We start from the raw sequence: 20,631 nt of genomic DNA, 5'->3' as shown, positions 1-20,631 counted from the left end.
GAACTAAACTAAGCGCCCAGGAGAACATAAATTTTATGAGTGGTGAATCGTCGAGTAAATCTTGGCTAGAACGAATAGGCCATGCGCTTTCGCGTCCTAAAACTCCTGAAGAATTGCTGGAATGGTTGCGGGATGCTGCTAATGAGCATTTAATAGATTCTGAAGCGATACGCATGATTGAAGGAGTCGTTCAGGTTCATGGGATGCAGGTGCGGGATGTGATGATTCCGCGATCACAGATGGTAGTCATTGAACTGGATTCAACTCTGGAAGAGATTTTACCTACCGTGATTTCGTCCGCACATTCACGCTTCCCAGTGATTAAAGAAAATCGTGATGAAGTAGTGGGTATTTTGCTGGCTAAAGATTTATTGCCATTTACTTTTAATAAAGAAACCGAATTTAAAATGAGCAACATATTACGACCGGCCACCTTCATCCCTGAAAGTAAAAGGCTTAATATATTATTAGAAGAATTTCGCCAAAACCGTAACCATATGGCGATTGTTGTCGATGAATACGGTAGTGTTTCAGGTATGTTGACTATTGAAGATGTATTAGAAGAGATCGTGGGTGAAATTGAGGATGAGTATGATGTAGATGAAGATCAGACCAATATTCAACAAATCAGTGGCTCACAGTATTCTGTAAAAGCCTTGACACGCATCGAGGAATTTAATGATTTTTTTCACACAACGTTAAGTGATGATGAATTTGATACCGTAGGTGGTCTAGTCGCTCAAAGTTTTGGATATATGCCTAAGCGCTCTGAAACAGTTAGCATTGACGATCTAGAGTTTAAAGTATTATATGCAGATAAACGTAGAATTAAATTACTGCAAGTAACTCTGCCTTCCTCTCAATTACCAGAAGAGAGTAACAGTTACAAAAATGACCGATAGTGATCTTATATTGTGAATAAATACAGTCCTTTTAATTATGTAACCGCACAATACCCTCAAAACCCATTTAACCGTAGAGTCAATCTACGACCTGCATGGCCGAGTAATCTGGGTGCGTTGATTGCAGGCTTATTGCTGCCTCTGGCATTTGCACCGTTCCACATTTATTTGTTATCAGTTTTGGCTCCAGCATTCTGGCTTATTTTATTATCTGATGCTTCACCGCAATATGGCTTTTGGCGTGGTTGGTTATTTGGATTAGGTTTTTTCGGTATTGGTATCTCTTGGATTTATATCAGTTTGAGTGAATATGGGCAGGCAAATGCGGTGCTTGCCGCAATTATTACAGCCTTATTAATCATGGTGTTGGCGCTATTTCCTGCTGTGTTAGGTTATGTTTTAACGCGGTTTTTCCCAGCCAATACTGTCAGCAAATATTTATTAGCTTTCCCAGCCTTGTGGGTATTACTAGAATGGGTGCGCACTTGGTTCTTTAGCGGTTTTCCATGGTTATTTTTGGGATACTCGCAGATAGCTTCTCCTTTAAGCGGCTTTGCGCCTTTGGTTGGAGTATTTGGTGTATCCTTTGCAGTTGCAGTCAGCAGTGGGGTTATTGTAGTGGCCATCATGGCCAGGAAACACTTCCGTCTAGCGTTATCAGTTATCGTTTTACTGCTAGCATTATGGATAGGTGGAGAAGTATTAGATTCTATTCGCTGGACACATCCTAGTGGTAATCCAGTTAAAGTGACTTTGGTACAGGGAAATGTCGCTCAGCAGCTTAAATGGCGACCTGAACAAGCCATACAATCCTTACTTTTATACAAAAAACTGACTCTCTCTAATCTGGAGCAGCGAATTGTTATTTGGCCAGAAGCGGCTATTACTTTTTACCAAACACAGGTATCTGATTTTTTAGCAGAGATGGATCAATTGGCTAAATCTCAACAGAGTACTCTGATTTCTGGAATACCTATTGCGCTAGATGATCGGTATTACAATGGAATGCTTGCGCTAGGACAGGGATCTGGAGTTTATCTTAAGCGTCATTTGGTGCCATTTGGAGAGTATATGCCATTTCGCTCAATCCTGAGGTGGTTAAAAAATTATGTGATAATTCCCATGTCTGATTTTGATAGTGGTCCAAAGCATCAAGCACTGCTAACTGCCAATGGTATTCCTATAGCAACTTTTATTTGTTATGAAATAGCCTACCCAACTCTTGTGTTAAATCAGTTACCTAAGGGACAGTTATTGATTACTCTGAGTGATGACAGTTGGTTTGGCAAATCGCTAGCTCCAGCACAGCATCTGGAAATCTTACAAATGCGAGCTTTGGAAACGGGTCGTTTTGCCTTGATGAGTACGAATGATGGCATCACAGCAATTGTCACTCCCAAAGGGAAGATCATAGCAGCAGCCCCTCCGTTTAGGGAGTTTATACTAACAGGTAAAGTTCAACCAATGTCAGGAAGCACGCCTTGGATGCAGATAGGTATTTATCCTATTTTAGTATTGATGGGGATTTTTTTATTATATGCCTATTTCAATCAGAGGAAGATGCGTCATCGTTGATTTTTTTAAAAATGGCGCACTGCACCTTGCTACATTCGAATGAAGGTCATTGCCACGCCTCGGCGAAAGTAGTGGGCAGGGGCTTATCAGACACGCTGTGAATACGTCCGTGTACGCTCGACGGATTCATCCATGAACCCGACGGTCTGATAAGCCCCTGCCCCACTACTTTCGCCTTACCTTAAAGCCATCCATCTTGGATGACAGCCAATTCTCAGGATGACAGCTAGATGCAATTTACTCTATCACTATGCGACCTGCATTGTTTTTAAGCAGCTTTTCCAGTACCTTATTGCTAAATCCCTTAACATTACCTAACTCTTCAGCTGACTTAAATAAACCGTGTTGTGTGCGATAGTCCATGATAGCTTGCGCTTTAGTATCACCAATGCCTTTGAGCGTTTTAAGTTCTTCAGCACTGGCAGTATTGATATTTACTTTGTCGCTGGTGGAAACAGCTGTCGTTATACTAGTTGGTGAGTCAGACGTATCTGACTTAGCAGCATAGGCTTGCAGTGAAATTGCCAAGGCTAAAATACTGAAAATAACAGTAAATAAACGAGTTAAAAACATAAAAGAATTCTCCATATTGTTTAGAAATAATTTAACCGTGTTCAGCGTACCAGATCAGTTAAATCAAACAATACCGTAAAAATTGCGGTATTGACGGCTACATTTGAAGCGTGCTGATCTTAGGGATGGGATTATGAATGAATCAAATTCGAACTTTTTAAATCAATGGCACATTTCCTCTACGCAAATTTCCACTATATCAGCACATGAAATACATGTATGGCGTACTTCGCTTAAAGTATCACCTGCGCGCGAGGAACAGCTCTTGGCATTATTATCAACAGAGGAACACGCCAGAGCTTTACGTTTTAAATTTGAACATCACCGGCGGCGCTTTATAGTTGCCAAAGGTGTGCTGCGATTAATATTAGCGCGTTATATCGGAGAAACTCCTGACAAAATTAGTTTTGCACTCAGCGCTCACGGTAAACCTGAATTGAGTAATCCTAAAGGATACGCATTACAGTTTAATTCTTCAGACTCTAATGAAATGGCTTTATATGCAATCAGTTTGGCTGAACCAGTCGGGGTGGATATTGAAAGTATACAAAAACATATCGAAGCTGAGGCAATAGCTGAACGCTTTTTTTCCGATCATGAAATTAAAGAATTAAGCGCTTTATCTCCGCCACAAAAAACCAGTGCTTTTTTTAATATCTGGACGCGGAAAGAAGCTTTTATCAAAGCGTTAGGTTTGGGATTATCGTTTCCACTGAAAGATTTCGACGTAAGTTCGGGCGAGTTAGCAGCCTTATTGGCAGTACGCAATGGTGGATATATCGCAGAAGAGTGGTCATTATTTAACTTAAAACCCGGGCTGGATTATGCAGGTGCGGCAGCGATTAAAGGACATAATAAGATATTGAAACTATGGGAATTTAAAGAATAGCTACCCTCCCTCTTCTTTCGCAGAAATGTGAAAATCGCTTCTAAGCATTTTTATGAACTAGTAGCCAATAAGCCAAAGCGCAAAATAATAAAAGCACTAGATAAATACAGGCCATAGGCAGCGCTGTAGTCGGATTAATCAAGCTCATAGCGAACGCAGTGAGACTAGTGATTAATAGATTTAATAGATTCATGACCGCTGCACTGCTACCCGCTAAATGCTGAAATATCGCCAACCCCCTGGCCATGCTAGCCGGATAAAGAATGCCGCAAGCAAAATAAAGCAACAGACTTGGAATAACAACCACCGTCATATTTTTTCCAGCAACATAAGCCAAAATCACACCCATTGCGGCAACCAAAAGAAAGATACCAATCCCTGAAAATATTATTTTTTCTGGTTGGAAAACTTTAATCAAACGACGACACACATAAGTGCCAATTAAAAAAGCTAGTCCCATATATAACGCGATATGACCAAAATACAGTGGCGAAAATCCAAGACTATTTTGAATTAAAAACGGACCGAGTGCGTTAAACACAATTAATAATGAATAATTAGTACCCATAATAATGACCATCCCCATAAATAGCGGATGAGAGGTAATAGTAATAAAATTTAGTTTAATTTGTTGCAAGTTAAATGGTTGGCGGTTGTGATGTGTTTCTGGCACGATAAAAATGCAAGCCGCCAACCCCAAGAAACTGTAGAGCGAAAAGAAATAGAAACAAGCTTGCCAACCAAAATAATATTGTAAATACCCGCCAATAAAAGGGCCAACAATCGGTCCTATTCCCCACATAGTAGCTGTCAATACAGCGACTTGTTTGAGTTTATCTGCAGTCAGTAAATCTGCGACACTAGCACGCGCTATGACTCCAAAACCTGCTAACGAAAAACCTTGTAACAACCGCGAAATCAATAAGGTCATAGTCGTAGGTAAAAAAATGGGTAGAAGACTGGTTAAGGTAAATACAAATAAACTAACCATTAGCAATTTACGCCGTCCTAGTGCATCAGATAAAAATCCAATTAAAAAATTTCCTGCCGCATATCCAATCAGGTAAAGTGCAATTAAGTTTTTTGAGATAGCGTTTGATATTCCCAAATCATGACTAATTGCAGGTAAAGAGGGGGCAATTAAATCAATGCCCATGCCAAGTAAGGGATAGAGTAAAAGTATAGTCCATAGAATGAGATTAATGCGCTGAGTAGAAAGTGATTTAGTATTTTGAAATTTTATAGCAGTCATTATTTTACCTTCAGGAGATCCTTCACTTACGCCCAGGATGACAGCCTAATTTTTCCAACAGTAAATTAATAAAACCCGCATCACATTGTGCAGTCACTGGCAAACACCAATGCCGCTCATCCGCAAATTTTTCACATTTCACCGCATCTTTTTCAGTCATAATGGTGATGGCATTTTTACCAAAATCAATATCACCTGGCTGGAAATGATAATGATCGGGAAATGGATGCGCAATAACAGTAAATCCCAGTTGTTCAAGCTGAGTAAAAAAGCGTTGCGGATTGCCTATGCCGGCTACGGCGTGTACAGGAGGTAGATGTTCATGAGGATGCAATTTTTGTTCTGGATTTGCGAGATTATAAATGGTTCCCGGCAGCAATTGCATCGCCCATTCACCCAGTTCTGGGTTGCCTTGAGTCACCTTAAAATCCACTTGTTTTAGGCGCGATAAGGGCTCACGTAACGGACCGGCTGGCAGGCAAAGACCATTACCAAAACGCCGCACCCCATCTATGACAGCAATTTCTATGCTCCTTCCCATAGCATAATGCTGCAGACCATCATCGCTGAGTATGACATCGCAAGGGTAATGATTGAGTAAAGTAGTGATTGCCGAGACACGTTGTTTGGCAATGACTAAAGGGCAAAGGGTATGCCGTGCGATTAATAATGGCTCATCCCCAGTTTCCAGAGGGTTGCTATTTCCTGTTACCCATTGTGGTGTCGTTGCGGCTTGACCACCGTAACCACGACTGACTATCCCAGGTTTATATCCGTGTTCAAGGAGGATTTTCGCTAAAGCAATCACTAATGGGGTTTTACCGGTTCCACCTACGGTAACATTGCCGATTACAATCACAGGCACTGCAAATTGCGTGGTTTTTTTTAGGCCAATTCGATAACTGTAACGTTTGATTTGTGCTGCACTGCAGTAAATAGCGGCAAATGGTGTTAATGCATAGAGCCAAGGGTGACGGTCATACCAGGCCTTCACCCAGGTATTCATATGACCACAACTTCAGCATCACTGGTGGCAGGCTCGTCTTTGAACTGCAGTGCATGTAAATAGGCATAATGGCCATTGTTGCGCACTAATTCAGCGTGCGTGCCGGTTTCAACAATCCGGCCTTTCTCCACCACTAAAATGCGATCAGCTTTTTCTATAGTCGACAAACGATGCGCTATCACCAGTGTGGTGCGATGACGCATGAGGTCATCGAGTGCTGCTTGAATCCGTCGCTCGGATTCTGTATCCAAGGATGAGGTTGCTTCATCGAGAATTAAAATAGGTGAATTTTTTAATAACGCTCTAGCAATGGCGATACGTTGCCGCTGACCACCCGATAACAGCACGCCATTTTCACCAATCAGGGTATTTAAGCCTTGAGGAAATTCACGGATAAAATCCATGGCATGGGCTGCTTCAGCGGCACGTATAATATCCTCTTCACTGACCTCGCTGAGTCGCCCATAGCCAATATTGCGCGCTATCGTGTCATTAAATAAAGTGACATGCTGCGATACTAATGCAAACTGGTTGCGTAAATCAGCTAGACGAAACTCACGGATGTCTACACCATCAATTAAAATACTGCCTTTTTCTAACTCATAAAACCGCGGCAATAGACTCACTAAAGTTGTTTTGCCGCTGCCAGAACGGCCGACCAGGGCCACAGTTTCCCCAGGTTTAATATGAAAATTTATTTCTGACAGTACCTGCTTTTTAGTATGAGGATAAGTAAAGCGCAAGTCGCGGTATTCAATCGCTCCTTTAACCCGCTGTACGGTCAAAGTCCCTGTATCTTTTTCGGGTTCAATATCGAGTATTTCAAAAATACTTTGTGCGCCGGCAACACCCTTTTGTATGGAGTTATTGATTTGCGTGATGCGCCGTATGGGTCGTAATAATGCGAACATGGAGGCTATTAATGCCGCAAAGGTGCCAGGTGAAATGTCTACTTGAGGCAAAGTAGCTAGAAATAAAATGAGCGCAATTGCAAACGAGACAATAATTTGGGTGGTAGCCGTGCCGATGGCATTAGTGGCGACAATCTTCATTTCACGTCTACGATTATCTTTAGTAGCTTTGACAAATTTGTTATTTTCATAATCCTCACCGCCAAAGGTACGAATCACGCGGTAACCTTCAAAGCTCTCTTCGGCAATATGGCTAATTTCCCCCATCGCTTTTTGCACGCTAAAACTCAGCCGACGCATTCTTTTGCTGGTATAGCGAATCATGATACTCAACATCGGTAGAATCACCATAAACATCAAGGTCATCTGCCAACTTAAGGAAATCATGACGACAATGAGACCTATCGCTAATACCCCATCTTGCACCATAATCATCAAGGCATTGGTGGTCGCTTCCGTGACCTGTTCTACATTAAAGATTAAGCGAGAAAGCAATTGCCCCGAGGATTGGGTATCATAAAAACTGGCTGGTAACCTGAGCATATGGGCAAACATTTGCTGGCGGAAGTCCATAACGACACTTTTACCGACCTTGGCGATGTAATAAGTGGACATAAATACGGCAAAACCACGCAGAATGAAGATCAGGATAACCACAAACGGCAGTATGCGGATAAAATGGAAGTTTTTATCCACTAGGCCGTGATTAATGATGGGCTTAATCAACCAAGCCAGACCAGCGTCAATGCCAGAAGATGCAGCCGTACCTAGAATGCCCAGTAAAAAGATCAAGCGGTAGGGTTTGACTGAAGTTAATAGTCTTTTGTATAGGTTGAGTAGGCTTGAGGGATTAGACGAAAACAGTGCAAAAAAGGGAATCGACATAAGTGATTAAGCTCGCCGCAATTGCCGCATACTGGGTAAAGAAAAGCAGATCATATAAAAACGGGAGTTTAGCATAAGGAGCACTTTCAAGTCTAGGTGGGCTGAGGGGTCAAGTATTCATCATATCATTCCATAAGCAGGCACTTCCCTTCTCCCGTCTGTGACCGAAGGGAATCCCCTTGCGGGATGGGAGAAGGGAAGTGCCTGCTTAATGATAGGGTATTCACATACCCCCTCTATTTGCAATAAACATAAATAGGCTTACCCCGCCCGTTATTTACATGATATACCTTGGGCACTACCCCCCACTTAGTACTATTCACCTGGCTAAGCACACAACCTTTGGTCAGTGGCTCAGGCGCAGTCGTTAAAGGTGGTTGAGGCCAACGGATTATATTAATTTTAGAGGCAATATTCACCCCATATCCCCCATCATCGAAATCGCTAACATAGATTAAATTAGCATATGACTGACTTTGCTTGAGGGCATCATTTGCAATTTGGTCAAGCGAAAAATCTACAGAGGTAAACTTCCCAGGGTGGCTAATTAAAATGACCAAAATACACTTCAAGAACAACTCAAATATTAATATTAAAATGGCAAAACCCACCATTTTTTCCCCAGCCCGCCAAACACAATAGGCTAGCACTATCGCTATCATGGGTAATAAGGGAAATAAATAACGTGGATTTAACAGATGCGCTGTCGAAAACCAATAAGGTAATATGCTTAAGACTATAATCCAGATTAATAATTTAATGGATTGTCCATCCAAACGGGTGACCGGCTGGATAGTAGGATATTTTTTATAGCGATATAAACAATAAAGCACCAGTATATCAATGGGGAGCAGCAAATAAATGAAACTAAACGGCGTTGACAGAATTTTTAGAAAATAACCTAACCAGGTGAATTGCTCAGGTTGTGCCATTGAACCCGAAACATCTCCTAACATACCGGCTAAACCAGTCGATTCAGGCAGCAAAAACCATGTGAGGGGTAATATAATCACTAATGCATGGGCTAAAATGCTGGCCGGTTTAAGTAGATAACGCCAGTTTTTAGACCATCCTAACCCTATGGTTACTACCAATAATGCGGTAGCATAAAATATATAACAGGTGAACGCTTTGGTGAGTAGCGCTGCGAATAATACAAAAGGGATAGGAATCCAAAATAAAGGACGTTGTTCTTTAATGCTTATCCACATGCAGCTAATGGCAGTAAACGTGAAAAACGCAAACCAAGTATCAGGGTAAGCCACCCAGGCCTTGCCTAATAGAAAATCTCCAGAAAATAATACGGCAACACTAAAAATCGCGAAGACTTTGTTTTTAAATAAGTGGAGACTGAAGAACCACAACATCAAGGCTAAAAGCACAGTGCCGCTAGCCGCCACAATACGCGAAGCAACCAGTACATTTTGGGCACCTATCCAGTGCATAATAGGCAGTGTTAGCCAATTGAAAAAGGGCGGTCTTCGATAATGTGCGCCATACGTGGTCGGTTGCCAATAGTAATGATTGTAAAACATTTCCATGGAGGCAATGGTATACCGACCTTCCTCTTTAATATGCGGAAGGAAAATCATGAAGAATGCGCTAAGAAACGCAAAAAATACCATGATTAATAAAAGTCGATACCAATTTTTTCGAGAGGGGGTAATAAGCATATATTTTTTCTTCACCAAAGTTTATTGAAGACCGAGATTATATTATTGTTTAAAATTAGTTAAAAATTTTCGGTTCAGAAAAAATTATGTTTTTCGCTTACCCTACCCTTTTTAATAAGGAATTACTCCACTATTTTTAACGTAATAACTATCATCATAACCTATAGGATAGGTGTATTCATAGGCCCCATAAGAGCTCGTATAATAATAGTTATTATAATCCATGAGATAAGGTGGTGGTGGTGAGTAGGTGCATCCATAGAGCAACCCTGTTATACATAAGATGCAGAATATCCTGGTCATTTTTTCTATCCTCACTTATAGGAAATATCCATTAGTCTTCGTTAAAATATAGTACAGATTTCAGTACCTTGAAGCTCATACATTAAATAAAATTCTGCAAATATTTAAATTTATTCAAAATTATATGTAAATTACTAACAATCAATCTATATGGATAACTTTATGACTCTATCAAAGCCAGTTTTGCTAAGTGGAATTCAACCTTCAGGTCAGCTCACTATCGGCCATTACACAGGCGCCATCTCTAATTGGGTCAAGATGCAGGAGGAATATGATTGCCTGTTTATGCTGGCTGACCTGCACACCTTAACCGTCCGCCAAGATCCTGAACAATTATTGGAGCGTTGCTATGATGTGTTGGCTTTATATATTGCCTGTGGCATAGATCCTGAAAAGAATGTGTTGTTTGCACAATCGCATGTGCCGGCACATACCCGCCTAGCTTGGATCTTAAACTGCTTTACTTATCTGGGTGAACTCAACCGTATGACGCAGTTTAAAGATAAATCTAAGCAGCATGAAAGCAATATTAATGTCGGGCTATTTGATTATCCAGTGTTAATGGCGGCTGATATTTTAGTATATGGTGCGCATCGAGTTCCCGTTGGAGAAGATCAGAAGCAGCATTTGGAATTAACTCGAGATGTAGCTTTACGTTTCAATAGTCTTTATGGTGAAATTTTTACTATTCCTGAACCCTATATTCCACCTCAGGGTGCACGCATTATGAGTTTGCAAGAACCGACCAAAAAAATGTCTAAATCAGATGCCAATCAGCATAATTATATTGCGCTATTAGATTCAGAAGATATGATTCGGACTAAATTAAAACGCGCGGTAACCGATTCCGGCAATGAGATACGTTACGATGTAGATGCTAAACCGGGCGTTGCCAATTTATTGACTTTGTTTGCATTGACCACTCACCAAAGCATTGCGCAATTAGAACAAGCTTATCAGGGCAGCGGTTATGGTAAATTTAAAAATGATCTGGCTGAGGCAATTATTGAACACTTGCGACCAATGCGCGAACGTTATTACGAATTACGCGCAGATATTGATAAATTACAGGATATATTGCGAAGTGGCGCAGAAACAGCGCAAGCACGTGCGCAAAGAATTCTACAGCGCGTGCATGATGCAGTGGGGCTGATACCTGCTCCTTTTTGAAAACACATAGCATACCAAAGGATTCCCTACACATGCCCAAAACCTATCTATTTTACGACCTAGAAACCACAGGTCGAAATAAATGTTTTGACCAAGTCCTACAATTTGCAGCCATTCGCACAGATTTAGATTTAAACGAATTGGAACGCTATGAAATACCAGTAAAACTCAATTGCGATGTCATTCCTGACCCAGAAGCGATACTCATCCATAATATTCCCATCGAAACTATGTTACAGGGCAGCTCCGAAATTGCTGCAATGGAAAAAATCTATACCCTATTCAATACGCCAGGAACTCAAAGCGGCGGATACAACACCTTAGGATTTGATGATGAATTTCTGCGCTTTTCCTTTTATCGTAATTTATTACCTGCTTATACCCATCAATGGGCTAATGAATGTGGTCGCTTTGATCTCTACCCCTTAGCTACACTTTATTATTTATTTAAAAACACCGCATTAAATTGGCCAATGCTGGATGATAAACCCACGCTGAAATTGGAGTATCTCAATTCAGCCAATCAACTGGCAAAAGGTGCAGCACATAATGCCATGGTGGATGTAGAAGCTACTTTGGGACTTGCACGCCTATTTGCTCGCGATGCAGAAATGTGGCATTACGCAATGGGTTATTATGATAAAAAAATTGATAGTCATCGCGTTAAGCAATTACCTGCTTGGACTAGTGGTAATGGTCAACAACATTATCTGGGTTTAATGGTTGGTGAATGCGGCGCTAAAGATTTGTATCAATTTCCGGTGTTATCATTGGGTCAGCATAATCATTATAAAAATCAGAGCTTATGGTTGCGACTAGATAAATCAGAATTAATTAATGTCACTTCCGATACCGTTGCCCAAAACAGTTGGGTTGCGCGCAAAAAAATCGCTGAACCGGGTTTGTTATTGCCACTATCTTCACGTTTTACCCAACACCTCACAGCTGAACGCCTGAAAACTATGCAGGATAATTTGCAGTGGTTGCATAACAACCCACAAGCGTTGCAAGATATCATGCACTATCATAAAGAATATACTTATCCTAAAATCCCTAGTATTGATGCCAATGCAGCACTCTATGATAATGGCTTTTTGACTCAGCAAGAAGAGCAATTATGCCAGTTTTTTCACCATGCTATCCCGGAAAAGAAGATACAGTTTGCTGCGCAATTTTCTAACCCTACCCTATCTCAACTCATGTTGCGTATATTAGGCCGGCATTATTCAGAACTTTTGACACCGGAGTTAGCGCAACAATTTAAAGCGTATCTAATATCGAATTATTCGTCTAATGCAGCAGCGCGAGTTGATTATCGCGGGGAAAAGTGTTTGACACCTCATGGGGCATTAGAGATTATCCATAATTTATACCAAGAAAGAGAGCTGAATAATTGCCAGCAAAAGTTGTTATCTGGCTTAGAAGCTTATATTCGAAATTTAGCTATCACAATGAAAGATGCTTTTTTAAGCAATGTTGTTGAATAAATACTGTTTTCACCTTCTTTTTCAAAGGGGGTGAGACACCGAGTTTAACCTATGAAAAAACCTTTTACCTCACACATACATTCTCCCGCCACGCTGGCAGCACCTGCCTTATGGTTTGTGTTTAAGGGTGAAGAGATACTCATCCAGAAAATACAAAACCAAATGTCCATTCCCGAATTGATAGATATCACGGCTTTTGATTTACAGATATTACACCAACATTATCTAGGAGTTTATGATAATACCCACTGTTTTGTGGCAGAAGTTGCAGAAAATAGTATTTCCCCAGAAAGTATGGCATTCCAACATCTTCGCCAATCTTATGAGGCGCTGAGTGATAATGAGGATTTGTTTTTATTAGCTTCTCGTGCCAAACAAATTCTATTATGGGATAAAAGTACGCGCTTTTGCGGTTATTGTGGTCAAGAAACCACATTGAGCACTACCGAACGCGCTAAAACTTGCTCACACTGCAATGCAGTGTTTTATCCGCATGTTGCCCCTGTCATCTTGGTACGTATCCATAGACAAAAGCAATTACTTTTGGCGCGTTCTCCGCATTTTACCAAAGGAATATACAGTGTGCTTGCGGGTTTTGTGGAGCCTGGTGAAAGTGCCGAACAGACTGTCGTCAGAGAAGTATTTGAGGAAGTAGGCATAAAAATTAAAAATATTCAGTACTTTGGTTCACAGCCCTGGCCATTTCCCAGCAATCTGATGCTGGCGTTTACTGCGGAATATGAAAGTGGGGAAATTGTTATTGATAATATTGAAATAGAAGATGCCGGCTGGTTTTCCGTTGACCAACTACCGGAATTGCCCAAAAAACTCAGTTTGTCCCGCAAGTTAATCGATGACTTTATATTTTCGTTAAGATAAAACTTCTATTTCTTCTTTTTTCCTTTATTTATTTCTTCAAGTTCTTGTTTTGCTTTGGCGTTATGTTCATCCAGTGATTCTATATTAAGTACCTCATAATAATCGCCACTCATAAATGAACTCATTTCCATATGCTTGACTCTTCCCTGAAGAACGACCATTTCATCGTCTTTAAAATTCTCCGGCGGCTGAAAAATATATTCTCCACGCAGCAATAAAAATTTATTATTGTGCTCAGGATCGTAGATGATGCTCCAGGTTGGACCTTCTACGCCAAGGTATTTTAGTTTCCCAGTGATCCAACGAAAATCCTCTGCATGGGTATAAGGTTCAAACTCTGTATGGCTGATATTTTCTAATCTGATATAGGCATATGATGTCAGTGAAAATATTAGGCATAATAAAAATAATGATTTAAATAGGAGTTGTTTCATGGGTTAGATTCCATGTTATGATTGGAATTAATGGCATATTTTTCATTATCCCATTGAGGGAGAAGAAAAAAGCGCTGTTGGTCTGCAATCAAGTCTAACATTTGTTGAGTAGTTTTTATAGGCTCTTCGGCTTGAGTAATGGCTGATATCATAGCAATCCCATCAACGCCGGCTGCTGACACTTCCGAAAATTGTGGCAAACCAATACCGCCAATGGCTACCAGTGGATAGTTTAGCATATTGCGCCAATGCTTAAGCCGTGCAATTCCTTGAGGTGCGTGTGGCATCACTTTGGAGGTCGTGGGATATATAGGTCCTAGAGCAATGTAAGAAGGTCTAAGCGCATGCGCTATAGCCAGTTCATAATAATTATGTGTGCTGATACCTAAACGTAAACCTGCGTTTTTAATTCGCGGAATATCCGCAGTTCTTAGATCTTCCTGACCCAAGTGTACGCCATAAGCGCCATGAGCGATTGCCAATTCCCAATAATCATTAATAAACAAACGGGCGCTGTATTTCTTAGCGATTTCAATTGCAGCTTTAATTTCATTTTCTAATTCAGTACCCGTTTTATTTTTGACACGCAGCTGAATGGTTGTTACCCCACAAGGTAAAAGTTTTGTCAGCCAAGAAGCTGCATCAACAATAGGATAGAGTCCCAATTTATTAACGCCACAATCGGGAAATGGCTTAACTGTCTCTGTTAGGGGTTTTTGAGATAAAAAAGGTAATTGCTGCTGTTCATTAGACCATGCACTATGCATTACGGGCTCAGCGCCTGCGCCATATTTTTTTGCACTATAAATACCTTCTGTCACATACATTTTGGCAATGACTAAAGCATCATATAAATTATAATCTGTCGCAAGTGCTGCGGTAATGGCTGATGCAAAAGTACAACCGGTACCATGATAATTTCCATTCAAGTCTCGGTAACAAGCTAGCCAGAAAGCTTCTTTACCATCGGTAAAATAATCCTGAGCAAACAGATCTTGTTTAATATGACCGCCTTTGATAATGACGCTTTGAACACCTAGCGATAAAAATTTTTGTGCCGCTTTAATGATATCGGCATGGGTATTAATTGTCAGGCCTAATATTGTTTCAGCTTCAGGTATATTAGGAGTAACTAGAGTCACCAAGGGCAGCATTTGCAATATCATGCCAATGCGCTGGTTAATGTCATCGCTAAATAAGTTGTGCGCCGAAGTGGAAATCAACACCGGGTCTAAAACGACTGATCCAGAATATTCTTTTAAAAAGTGCACAATAGGTTCTGCAGACTCACCCAACATGCCTAATTTGATCGTTTTAGGCTTTAAATCCTCTGCTAAAGCGGCAATTTGCGCTGCAACATTTTCAGCAGGCACATTATGAATAGCAGTTACAGAGAAGGTATTTTGCGCTGTCACAGCAGTAATCACTGAACAACCATAAGTACCAAGTGCTTGGAAGGTATGTAAGTCAGCTTGAATGCCGGCACCGCCACCGGAATCGGAGCCGGCGATTGTCCATGCGATGGGTTTTTGCATAGGGTTTCTCCATTTTTCTTACAGCCCTCTATCCAGCCACGGCACTATGCCAAAATGGCGTATCCAGTAACGGCGTGCTGGGGTGAGCACAATTTCTTTCGACGACCATTCCTGCTTCATAAGCAGTTCGGCCGGCGATGATTGCATCTTTAAACGCTGTCGCCATTTGCACTGGATTTTTAGCATGAGCAACCGCTGTATCCAGCAATACGCCATCAAATCCTAACTCCATCGCCTGCACAGCATGAGAAGGTTTACCGATTCCGGCATCAATAATCAAAGTCGCATCAGGCATACGGGTGCGTAATACCTCCAAGGCAAAAGGATTTAATAAACCCTTAGCAGAACCTATAGGGGCAGCCCACGGCATTAAAACCTGGCAGCCCGCATCAAACAAGCGTTGGCACAGCACCAAATCTTCAGTGCAATAAGGAAATACCTCAAAATTATTTTTCAATAAAACTTTAGCAGCTTCCAACAATGCAAATGGGTCGGGTTGTAAACTAAAATCATCACCAATCACTTCTAGTTTGATCCAACGTGTATTAAATAATTCACGGGAGATTTCTGCCATCATCACCGCTTCTTTCACAGTGCGACAACCCGCGGTATTGGGTAAAATTTCGCAGTTTAAATCTTTGATATGCTCCCAAAAAGTATTATCACTCGGTCTACCATTAGCGACTTGTCTGCGTAAAGAGACGGTGATAATTTGCGTCTGCGCATAGGTTATAGCCTGTTGCATAATCGACAGGGATGGATATTGGGCCGTGCCTAAGATCAATCGACTGTTAAATTCTTTTCCGCCAAGCTTCCACATCAAATTTATCCCCCCTGCATCGGTAATATAATTTCAATGACATCATCCGCATGCAACACAGTTTGCGCATATTGTGAATAAGGAATTAAATTTTGATTGCGAATAACGGCAATACCGTTAGTTGGATAATCATGCTGTTTTAGAATCGTGCTTAATGTAATATTTTCCTCGATTTGTAGTGGTGTGTTATTAAACAGCACTTGTATCATGTGCCTGCTCCCATAAGTTTGGATAATTGACTTTAGATAAACCTGATTTTAAAAATAACAGGATGTCAGCAGCTAATGTTGGCGCTATTAAAAATCCATGTCGGTAAAGACCATTGATTGCAATCATTTGCTTGCCGTATTTTATTTTGGGCAATTGGTCAGGCAAGGTCGGACGACAATGGGTTACGGTTTTAATTAAACGCGCTTCGGAAAATCCCGAATGTAACCAGTAAGCAGAAGTTAATAATTCTAATAGCGTTTTGACTGAAATGGCGCTGTGATCTTCTGCTTCAATCTCACTTGCCCCTAAAATATAAGTCGCATCGGCTCGCGGTACAATATATAAGCTATAGCGTGGATGTAATAAACGTATAGGACGTTGAATATTGACTTCCGGCGCCCATAGCCAGGCCAACTCACCTCTTACGCCACGCAAATTCTCAAAACGATTTTTGGCGGCAAGACCGCGACAATCGAATACCATGTCAAAAGACTGGCTGATATTTTTTGCGATAATGCTTCCGGCAATTATTTTCTCTACTTCGATATTTTTATGCCATATCACCTGATTAAGTAAATACTGCTGCAATGTTTTTAAGAAAACCTGATTATCTATACAACCTTCTGTAGCAAAATAATACCCATGATTAATTTTGGTTAAATCAGGTTCTAGTTCTGATGGCTTGATCGTTTTAATATGTTGCTGCAGCGCATCAGGAACATTCTGCAATTTATCTTTTATAATATTTATAAAAGAGGATAATTCAGCCTGATCCCGCGGATGCGCTAGCAACAAGCTGCCTTGATTTTGAAAATAGATAGGCTGCTGTAATTGATTAATAATCCATGGCCAATGCTGAGAAATGGCCTCTATTCCTAACTCAAAGATAATTAAATCATTTTTTACTAATTCGCTAACGGGTGTGAGTAATCCAGCAGCGGCCATGCTACAGTTAATATCATCATTACGATCGAATACTGTGACTTCCCAACCGGCGTTTAAAAGGTTTAGTGCCAGTAGCTGCCCCATGATACCCGCGCCGATGATGCCTGCTTTCATTGTAGTTTTATCTCGTATCACTATACTGCCGCAATTCTTGCGTAATTTGCATTGAGCAGAATTTTGGTCCACACATAGCGCAAAAATGCGCAGTTTTCGCAGATTCCTGTGGTAATGCTTCATCATGAAAGGCGCGAGCCGTATCAGGATCTAGCGATAAATTAAACTGATCCTGCCAACGAAAATCAAAACGCGCGCTGGATAAAGCATCATCACGATAACGCGCACCTGGGTGGCCTTTAGCAACATCAGCAGCATGCGCAGCGATTTTATAGGCAATAATTCCTTGCTTGACATCCTCTTTATCTGGAAGCCCTAAATGCTCTTTGGGTGTGACATAACACAACATGGCGCAGCCATACCAGCCTATTATCGCTGCACCAATGGCGCTGGTAATGTGATCGTAACCCGGTGCAATATCAGTGGTCAGAGGTCCCAAGGTATAAAATGGAGCCTCAAAACAATCAACCAATTGCTTGTCCATATTGGCTTTAATTAAATGCATGGGTATATGGCCTGGCCCTTCTATCATGACCTGCACATCGTGTTGCCATGCCTTTTGCGTTAATTCACCCAGCGTCTTAAGCTCGGAAAATTGCGCCTCATCATTTGCATCAGCAATTGAGCCGGGTCTTAATCCATCTCCTAAAGAAAAACTGACATCAAAGGCGCGCATAATGGCGCAGATTTCTTCAAAATTCGTATAAAGAAAATTTTCCTTTTGGTGGGCAAGACACCATTTGGCCATAATTGACCCACCTCTGGATACAATGCCAGTTAAGCGCGAGAGCGCATGAGGAATATAGCCCAACAAAACACCTGCATGAATAGTAAAGTAATCCACGCCCTGCTCTGCTTGTTCTATTAAAGTGTCGCGATAAATCTCCCAGTTTAAATCTTCAACCACCCCGCCTACTTTTTCCAATGCTTGATAAATCGGTACTGTGCCAATTGGTACTGGAGAATTGCGCAACACGAAATCACGCGTGGTATGAATATTTTTGCCGGTTGACAAATCCATCACATTATCTGCACCCCAACGAATGGCATAAATTAATTTCTCAACTTCTTCTGGGATTGAGGATGTAACTGCAGAGGTGCCAATGTTAGCGTTTATTTTCACTAGAAAGTTACGACCAATAATCATTGGCTCCAACTCAGGATGATTAATGTTAGCAGGAATGATGGCGCGTCCGGCTGCGATTTCACTACGGACGAATTCAGGAGTGATTTCATAGGGTATTTGCGCGCCTAACGCATGACCTTGCAAGCGATTATCACGGGCAATATAGTTAATCTGGCCTTGGGCTGCTTGGCGTTTAAGATTTTCTCTTATCGCGACAAATTCCATTTCTGGGGTAATCATTCCCCGACGGGCATAGTGTAACTGTGTGACTGCTTGACTATTTATCGCGCGCCGTGGTTGGCGTTGTAAATTTTTTGCTGCAGCATGGGCGGTTTTATCTAAATCTTGATAGCCATTATCTCTTGGTGTTGCAATCCGCCCGGGATAGCTTTGCGTATCGTTTCTTTCGATTAGCCATTGTGAGCGAATGGGAAATAAACCTCGGCTGATATCAATGTTTGCTTCTGGGTCGGTGTAAGTACCAGAGGTATCATAAACAGGAACGATACCGCCATCAGATAGCAGAATTTCCCGAATAGGAACGCGGATTTCAGGATATAGCTTTCCGCTAAGATAAGTTTTTTGGGACCCCGAAAAGGATTGCAACAGCTTTGAGTCAATGTTCATAAACGCTCCTTTTAAAACAGGCGGGACAGGAGCGTAACAGAGACTCTGAATTATCTCGGGAAAAATATACCAAGAAGTTGCAAGCAGAATTTGTCACATTCCCTACGCAGGTACTGACCTGTTCAGGTTCAAAGGGTTGAGCTTTGGCTCTCTCAGCCGCTTTATAGGCGGCACCCCTAGTGAGTAAAATTAAAATAATATTATGCTGGCAAAAGCCAGGCTGAGGGAGGGCATTAAACCATGTTTTAGGGTAGGCATCAATCTCTTATAGCCTCTTACAGCCTTAACTTTTTCCTCTTACAGCCCTAGCTTTTTTCCTTCTCCCACAAGGGGAGAAGGAAAAAAGTCAAGGCTGTAAGAAGCCGCGCATTTTTTTTAGAACCTCCTGAAAATGCTGATCCAAACAAGCACACACAGCAATTGCTTTACCAGAGGTAGGCATCACAAATTTCAATGCTGCTGCATGCAACAATAAATGTTTAACCCCCAAAGCCTTATCCATTTTGCGATCACCGTACTTCTCATCGCCTAAAATACTATGACCAATATGCGCAGCATGTACGCGAATCTGGTGAGTGCGTCCAGTCAGAGGCTTCGCTGCAATCAGGGACGTATGTGTGAAAACCTCAAGAGGCGTAATAATGGTTTCAGCTGGCTTGCCTTCAGCATTCACCGTAACCACCCGCTCACCCGAGCGCAATAAATTTTTCTGTAAAGCCGCCTTAATTCTGCGCTCTTTACCGTTAAAAGGGTGCGCAACTAACGCCAAATAGGTTTTTTCAACTTGACCATGAGCCAATAATTGATGCAACTCTTTCAATATAGAAGGTTTTTTCGCCAACATCAAACAGCCGGTGGTGTCACGGTCTAAGCGATGCACCAATTCCAAAAATTTTAACTTGGGGTGTAGGTGTCGCAACAATTCAATGACACCAAAATGAATGCCACTGCCGCCATGCGCAGCAATACCGGAGGGTTTATTCACTATAATGATGTCTTTATCTTCATAAATGACTGCTTCTGCCAGTAATTTAATCAAGTTTGCCGCTGGTTTGGCTGGTGTTTCACGGGTAGCGACGCGTAAGGGTGGTATACGGATAGAGTCGCCTGCATGCAGGCGGTAATCCGCAGTAATTCTTTTTTTATTGGCACGGAATTCACCATTACGCAGCGCCCGATAAATACGACTCTTAGGGACTCCCTTTAGCCGAGAAAACAAAAAATTATCGATACGCTGGCCTTCAGAGTGGCTTTCAACAATTAACCAGTGAACATTGGGTGTGATGTCTGTCATAGGATGTATTGACACATATTT

General features: G+C 41.4%; 17 protein-coding genes, 1 pseudogene and 1 riboswitch. Of the genes and pseudogenes, 6 read left to right on the top strand and 12 right to left on the bottom strand.

Features of this window, described 5'->3' with window-relative positions; translation table 11 throughout:
* Positions 1-35: 35 nt before the first annotated feature.
* Both VHE99_05200 and lnt read left to right on the top strand, forming a co-directional pair.
* The gene (locus tag VHE99_05200; GenBank protein ID HVV68414.1) at positions 36-902 is read left to right on the top strand and encodes a transporter associated domain-containing protein; all 867 of its coding nucleotides are present in this window, start codon (positions 36-38) and stop codon (positions 900-902) included.
* A 12-nt stretch (positions 903-914) separates the two neighbouring features.
* The gene (gene lnt / locus VHE99_05195; GenBank protein HVV68413.1) at positions 915-2,477 is read left to right on the top strand and encodes an apolipoprotein N-acyltransferase; all 1,563 of its coding nucleotides are present in this window, start codon (positions 915-917) and stop codon (positions 2,475-2,477) included.
* A gap of 237 nt (positions 2,478-2,714) precedes the next feature.
* Here lnt and VHE99_05190 read toward each other — a convergent pair whose 3' ends face one another.
* Complete coding sequence (locus tag VHE99_05190; protein ID HVV68412.1) at positions 2,715-3,050, bottom strand: helix-hairpin-helix domain-containing protein; 336 nt, start codon at positions 3,048-3,050, stop codon at positions 2,715-2,717.
* Positions 3,051-3,183: 133 nt separating this feature from the next.
* Here VHE99_05190 and VHE99_05185 point away from each other — a divergent pair, with 133 nt between their 5' ends.
* Entirely contained in the window at positions 3,184-3,939 is a 756-nt protein-coding gene (locus tag VHE99_05185) for a 4'-phosphopantetheinyl transferase superfamily protein (protein HVV68411.1), read from the top strand.
* Between the two features lie 40 nt (positions 3,940-3,979).
* On the opposite strand, the gene VHE99_05180 is transcribed toward VHE99_05185, so the two are convergent.
* From VHE99_05180 to VHE99_05165, 4 genes are all read right to left on the bottom strand, one after another.
* The gene (locus tag VHE99_05180; protein ID HVV68410.1) at positions 3,980-5,191 is read right to left on the bottom strand and encodes a multidrug effflux MFS transporter; all 1,212 of its coding nucleotides are present in this window, start codon (positions 5,189-5,191) and stop codon (positions 3,980-3,982) included.
* Between the two features lie 22 nt (positions 5,192-5,213).
* Positions 5,214-6,197, bottom strand: coding sequence for a tetraacyldisaccharide 4'-kinase (gene lpxK, locus VHE99_05175; GenBank protein HVV68409.1), 984 nt, complete (start codon positions 6,195-6,197; stop codon positions 5,214-5,216).
* The gene (gene msbA, locus VHE99_05170; GenBank protein ID HVV68408.1) at positions 6,194-7,993 is read right to left on the bottom strand and encodes a lipid A export permease/ATP-binding protein MsbA; all 1,800 of its coding nucleotides are present in this window, start codon (positions 7,991-7,993) and stop codon (positions 6,194-6,196) included. The genes lpxK and msbA overlap by 4 nt, the downstream gene beginning before the upstream one ends.
* A gap of 236 nt (positions 7,994-8,229) precedes the next feature.
* Positions 8,230-9,666, bottom strand: coding sequence for a hypothetical protein (locus tag VHE99_05165; protein HVV68407.1), 1,437 nt, complete (start codon positions 9,664-9,666; stop codon positions 8,230-8,232).
* Positions 9,667-10,131: 465 nt separating this feature from the next.
* Here VHE99_05165 and trpS point away from each other — a divergent pair, with 465 nt between their 5' ends.
* From trpS to nudC, 3 genes are read left to right on the top strand one after another with little or no spacing between them, the layout of a single operon-like run.
* The gene (gene trpS, locus VHE99_05160; GenBank protein ID HVV68406.1) at positions 10,132-11,139 is read left to right on the top strand and encodes a tryptophan--tRNA ligase; all 1,008 of its coding nucleotides are present in this window, start codon (positions 10,132-10,134) and stop codon (positions 11,137-11,139) included.
* A gap of 32 nt (positions 11,140-11,171) precedes the next feature.
* Complete coding sequence (locus VHE99_05155; GenBank protein ID HVV68405.1) at positions 11,172-12,626, top strand: exonuclease domain-containing protein; 1,455 nt, start codon at positions 11,172-11,174, stop codon at positions 12,624-12,626.
* A gap of 51 nt (positions 12,627-12,677) precedes the next feature.
* Positions 12,678-13,505: an NAD(+) diphosphatase gene (gene nudC / locus VHE99_05150; protein HVV68404.1), complete on the top strand. Its 828-nt coding sequence runs from the start codon at positions 12,678-12,680 to the stop codon at positions 13,503-13,505.
* Positions 13,506-13,510: 5 nt separating this feature from the next.
* On the opposite strand, the gene VHE99_05145 is transcribed toward nudC, so the two are convergent.
* The 7 genes and pseudogenes from VHE99_05145 to VHE99_05115 all read right to left on the bottom strand — a co-directional run bounded on the left by VHE99_05145 (position 13,511) and on the right by VHE99_05115 (position 20,610).
* Entirely contained in the window at positions 13,511-13,939 is a 429-nt protein-coding gene (locus VHE99_05145) for a hypothetical protein (GenBank protein HVV68403.1), read from the bottom strand.
* The gene (gene thiE, locus VHE99_05140) at positions 13,936-15,474 is read right to left on the bottom strand and encodes a thiamine phosphate synthase (GenBank protein ID HVV68402.1); all 1,539 of its coding nucleotides are present in this window, start codon (positions 15,472-15,474) and stop codon (positions 13,936-13,938) included. Before thiE ends, VHE99_05145 begins: the two co-directional genes overlap by 4 nt.
* Positions 15,475-15,502: 28 nt before the next feature.
* The gene (locus VHE99_05135; GenBank protein HVV68401.1) at positions 15,503-16,294 is read right to left on the bottom strand and encodes a thiazole synthase; all 792 of its coding nucleotides are present in this window, start codon (positions 16,292-16,294) and stop codon (positions 15,503-15,505) included.
* A 5-nt stretch (positions 16,295-16,299) separates the two neighbouring features.
* Positions 16,300-16,503, bottom strand: a complete 204-nt coding sequence (gene thiS / locus VHE99_05130; protein ID HVV68400.1) for a sulfur carrier protein ThiS — start codon at positions 16,501-16,503, stop codon at positions 16,300-16,302.
* Positions 16,484-17,563, bottom strand: a complete 1,080-nt coding sequence (locus VHE99_05125) for an FAD-dependent oxidoreductase (GenBank protein ID HVV68399.1) — start codon at positions 17,561-17,563, stop codon at positions 16,484-16,486. Before VHE99_05125 ends, thiS begins: the two co-directional genes overlap by 20 nt.
* 19 nt (positions 17,564-17,582) lie before the next feature.
* Positions 17,583-19,316: pseudogene (thiC, locus tag VHE99_05120) on the bottom strand (phosphomethylpyrimidine synthase ThiC).
* 81 nt (positions 19,317-19,397) lie between these two features.
* A riboswitch (TPP riboswitch) is annotated at positions 19,398-19,504 on the bottom strand.
* 158 nt (positions 19,505-19,662) lie between these two features.
* On the bottom strand, positions 19,663-20,610 hold the full coding sequence (locus VHE99_05115) for an RluA family pseudouridine synthase (protein ID HVV68398.1): 948 nt from the start codon (positions 20,608-20,610) through the stop codon (positions 19,663-19,665).
* Positions 20,611-20,631: the final 21 nt, after the last annotated feature.

Source organism: Gammaproteobacteria bacterium (assembly GCA_035546635.1).
Taxonomy (GTDB): Bacteria; Pseudomonadota; Gammaproteobacteria; order JAURND01; family JAURND01; genus DASZWJ01.
The sequence above is the reverse complement of the archived record's forward strand: the minus strand, read 5'-3'. Positions and strand labels throughout refer to the sequence as shown.